Genomic DNA, 4,623 nt, shown 5'->3' with positions numbered 1-4,623 from the left:
TTTTTTAATCTCCACGCAACAATGCTTACGCGGGAATGACGATTCGGGTATCGCCATCTACTCTTTAAGAACTATATCTTTTATAATTAATTGAATAGTATAATTATCTTGCCAATTATTCGTTTTTAACGTTCCTATTGCGGCAATATTCTTTGCTTTAGGGCTTAATAGAACCTCTTCAAATGAAGTGCCTACCGAATTAAAAGCAATAGCAGATAAGGCTTTATTACCAAAGCCTCGCTTATTTGGAGCAAGCATACATTTAATATGTTTACTTCCAACGATATCCGCTTTTAATACAAATAAATCATCGAATTTAAATATAGGCTCATGATTTCCTTGACCGAAAGGCTCTAAAGTATTTAATTCCTCCATTAAAGGGAAATTCACACCATTAACCGTTAAATCAATATCATATTCCGCATGCTTATAATTTTCTAGTTTATTTATACTAATTCTAAAAGCATTATTAAAAAAATTCTGCAATTCTTGTAATTTTTCAGCAGTTACGGTAAAACCTGCCGCCATAGCATGACCTCCGCCTGCTATTAGCAAATCTTTGCTTTTAGCATTGATAATCTCAGTACCGAAATCAATACCTAAAATAGAACGGCATGAAGCTTTACCAATCCCGTCATTTAAAGCCACAACCGCTACCGGCTTATCAAACTTTTCTTTTAATCTGCCGGCAACGATTCCTATAACGCCTGGATGCCATCCTTCTTTTACGATAAATAATAAACTACTATCTTGTTGAGTTAAAGCAATTTCTGTTGCCTCTTCTATCATTAATAACTCCATTACTTTACGCTCATTATTATGTTTTTCAAGTTCTTCAGCTAATTTACTTGCTTCATTAGGACAACTAGTAGATAGGATATTAGCTCCTAAACTTGCCTTTCCTACTCTACCGCCTGCATTGATACGTGGACCTAGAATAAAACTTAAATGATAACATTTCGGTATTTCATTAAGCCCTGCCATATCATATAATGTTTTAATACCGATGTTTTGTCTTTGTTGCATTACTTTCAAACCGCCAGCTACAAATGCGCGATTTAAGCCTGTTAATTTCATCATATCACAAACAGTGCCAAGAGCCACTAAATCTAGATACTTCATTAGGTTAGGCTGAAGCATTGTTTGCGTGAAATAATTTTGCTTCTTTAAATTCGATAATATTGCAGTTGCAAATAAGAAAGCAACTCCTACGGCTGCCAAATGTTTACATTCGCTTTTTTCATCAATACGATTTGGATTTACTATAGCTACTGCATCCGGTAATATTTCCGTAGCTATATGATGATCGATTACTATAACATCAAGGTTAAGGTCTTTTGCGTATTTTAAGGCTTCATGTGCCATAGCACCGCAATCAACCGTAATTAATAATTCTGTGCCGTTATCTTTAATTTTTTGCATAGCAAAAGGAGTCGGACCGTATCCTTCAGCTATACGATCAGGAACATAAATATCACATAGTATATTTAAATCTCTAAAGACGTTTTTAAGTAAAGCAGCTGAAGTAGCACCGTCTACATCATAATCGGCAAAGATACATATTTTTTGGTTATTTAAAATAGCTTTAACGGTTCTATCTACAGCCTTTTCCATATCGAGTAGATGAAAAGGATTAGGTAATAAATTTTTGATTTTCGGTATCAAAAAATTTTCTACTTCCTCTATATTATTTACTCTTAATGATACTATCCTAGCCAGTAAATCACTAATTTTGAAACTACGACATAACTCGGTGACTATATCTTCGTTAATCAGTTTCTGCTGCCAGATTTTACCGTTTATAGATGCTTGTGGTTTCATGTGTTTATTAGACCGTATTTTTGCTGTATATCGTCATTTCGAGCAGTCGTAGTACTTGTGTGGCAATCTCATGAAATAATAACAAACTCCTGAGATTGCTTCGTCAATTGCTACGCAATTTCCTTGCAATGACGACTTAGGTATCCACGCAACAATGCCTACTCACAATAACGTATACACTTATATCTCCGAAAGTTTCTTAGCCTCGTCATCTGCAATTAAAGCTTCAACAAACTCATCTAATTGTCCGTTTTTAACCACTTCGTCTATCTTATAAAGTGTTAAGTTTATTCTATGGTCGGATACTCTTCCCTGTGGGAAATTATAAGTACGTATCCGTTCCGAACGATCTCCCGAACCTACCTGCCCTCGTCTACTGTCGGCCCTTTCTTGTTCTTTTTTGCGGCGTTCTTCTTCATAAATTCTAGCACGTAGAATTTTTAACGCCTTTGCTTTATTTTTATGCTGTGACTTCTCATCTTGCAAGGCTACGGTAATACCGGTAGGGATATGAGTTATACGTACGGCAGAATCGGTAGTATTAACGTGCTGTCCACCAGCCCCTGAAGCTCTATAAGTATCAATTCTTAAGTCTTTATCTTCAATTTTAATATCTACCTCTTCAGCTTCAGGAAGTACTGCAACCGTTGCTGCCGAAGTGTGAATACGTCCTTGTGATTCCGTTTCTGGTACTCTCTGCACTCTATGAACGCCTGACTCAAATTTGAGCTTAGAGAATACATCTTTGCCTTTTATCGATGCCGATGCTTCTTTATAACCACCTATTCCCGTATCGGAAATTGCTAATATCTCGAAACGCCATCCTTTTAACTCGGCGTATCGTTGGTACATATTGAAAAGTACGGCAGCAAAAAGCGCGGCTTCTTCTCCGCCGCTTCCTGCTCTAACTTCAATAATAGCACTTTTACTATCCGCATCATCTTTCGGTAATAAAGCAATTTTTACGGCTCTTTCAAGTTTTGGTAACGAATTTTCAAGGGTGTGTATTTCGTCTTCAATCATTTCTAAAGTTGCATTATCAAGTCCCACTTCTAGCTTAAAATTATTTGCTTCTTCAAGCTCAGATTTAGCTTTATTATATTCTTTAATTTTTGCTACAACATCTTCAAGTTCGGCATATTCTTTAGATGCCTTAACAAACTCGTCTCCCATAATGCCGGAAGATAGTTTTTTGCTTAAATTTTCATATTTATCTAAAATTTTTGCTAAATTATCTGAAAAACTCATGTTATTTTTGATTTATTTGGGGATGAGGTTAGTTTTAACGTCATTGCGAGGAAAGGCGGAGCCTTGACGCGGCAATCTCAGGAATTTTATACTGCTTCATGAGATTGCCACGCAGCCTATGGCTGCTCGCAATGATGGTTTGGGTATGCCTCCTCGCAATGACGACTTATATCAACATCAAAGCGGGGCTTTCTATAAACTTCTTAAATGCTGCCAAAAACTCAGCGCCGACTGCTCCGTCTACTACTCGGTGATCGGCAGAAAGAGTTACATCCATAATTGTTGCTATGGTTACTTGATCATTCTTGACTATAGCACGTTTTGCACTAGCTCCGACGCCCATTATACAACTTTGCGGTGGGTTAATTATAGCATTGAAATTCTTAATACCGTACATACCGAGGTTAGAAATGGTAAACCCTCCGCCCTGAAATTCTTCAGGGGTTAATTTATTATCTTTTGCTTTCTTTATTAATTCTTTCATTTCATGAGATAGCTCTATAATGTTTTTTTGATTAGCATTTTTAACTATCGGTGTAACAAGCCCGTTCTCAATCGCTACTGCTACCGAAATATCAACATTATTATAGTATCTAATAGCATCTTCTTGCCAGCTTGCATTTACACTTGGCACTTCTTGCAAAGCCTTTGCTACTGCTAAAATAATAAAATCATTGACCGAGATTCTTGATGATTTGTCTTCTGCAAAAGATTTGTTGATATCTTCTCTTATCTCTAACAATTTATCAACATTACATTCTATAGATAAATAAAAATGCGGGATAGTTTGCTTTGATTCAAGTAGACGCTTAGCTATAATCTTGCGAATATTATTATTTGGTACTAAACGATATTCTTCAGGATTTCTAGCAACTATCTTATTATAAACAGTGCTAGGAGTATATGATAAGATATCTTGTTTAACTATTCTACCATGAGGACCACTACCTTTTATATTCTCAAGTCTAACATTTCTCATTTTTGCAAATCTTTTTGCTAGTGGTGAGGCGAATATTTTACTATTTACAGCGTCATTCACCGCGCTTGACACAAGCGAATTTTGTGGAACTCGTCTGTGCTCACATACTAATGCGCGCTGTGCAGACTCGTCCTTAAATTCATCTTGTCTGAAGCTTTGTGAATTTAGCTGCCCCTGTTCTTCTACATTTATAGACAGTGATACACTATTATTTTTTGCAATAAACGCATCAATATCTGCTATGTCTTCCCCCTCTTCGCTTAACACCGCAATTAAAGAGTTAACAGGTACATTTTGACTACCTTGCGGAATAGTTATTTTAGAGAGTATCCCCCCATCTACTGCCTCTACTTCCATCGTTGCTTTATCAGTTTCAATTTCGGCAATTACTTCTCCGGGATTAACTTTATCCCCTTCTTTTTTTAACCACCTAGCTAGATTTCCTTCCGTCATAGTCGGAGATAAAGCAGGCATTAAAATTTTAATCGGCATAATCTGTTTAGATTTGATTTTTTTATTGTTGTTATTTAACGTCATTGCTCGCGCGTGGACCAATTTTTCCGTCATTCCCTCGC

The 4,623-nt window shown here is 36.5% G+C and carries 3 protein-coding genes; all 3 read right to left on the bottom strand.

Annotation, left to right across the window (positions count from 1 at the left end; translation table 11 throughout):
- Nucleotides 1-57: 57 nt before the first annotated feature.
- Nucleotides 58-1,821 carry a single-stranded-DNA-specific exonuclease RecJ gene (gene recJ, locus KYQ89_RS00620; protein WP_218459884.1) on the bottom strand — a complete coding sequence of 588 codons (1,764 nt, stop codon included), beginning with the start codon at nt 1,819-1,821 and terminating at the stop codon, nt 58-60.
- 180 nt (nt 1,822-2,001) lie between these two features.
- The gene (gene prfA / locus KYQ89_RS00615; protein ID WP_218459883.1) at nt 2,002-3,069 is read right to left on the bottom strand and encodes a peptide chain release factor 1; all 1,068 of its coding nucleotides are present in this window, start codon (nt 3,067-3,069) and stop codon (nt 2,002-2,004) included.
- A 166-nt stretch (nt 3,070-3,235) separates the two neighbouring features.
- The gene (locus KYQ89_RS00610) at nt 3,236-4,540 is read right to left on the bottom strand and encodes a pyruvate dehydrogenase complex dihydrolipoamide acetyltransferase (RefSeq protein WP_218459886.1); all 1,305 of its coding nucleotides are present in this window, start codon (nt 4,538-4,540) and stop codon (nt 3,236-3,238) included.
- Nucleotides 4,541-4,623: the final 83 nt, after the last annotated feature.

It is taken from the genome of Rickettsia sp. TH2014, from assembly GCF_019249195.1.
Lineage (GTDB): Bacteria > Pseudomonadota > Alphaproteobacteria > Rickettsiales > Rickettsiaceae > Rickettsia > Rickettsia felis.
Note: the sequence above shows the minus strand (reverse complement) of the source record. Positions and strands in the feature narration are given on the sequence as shown.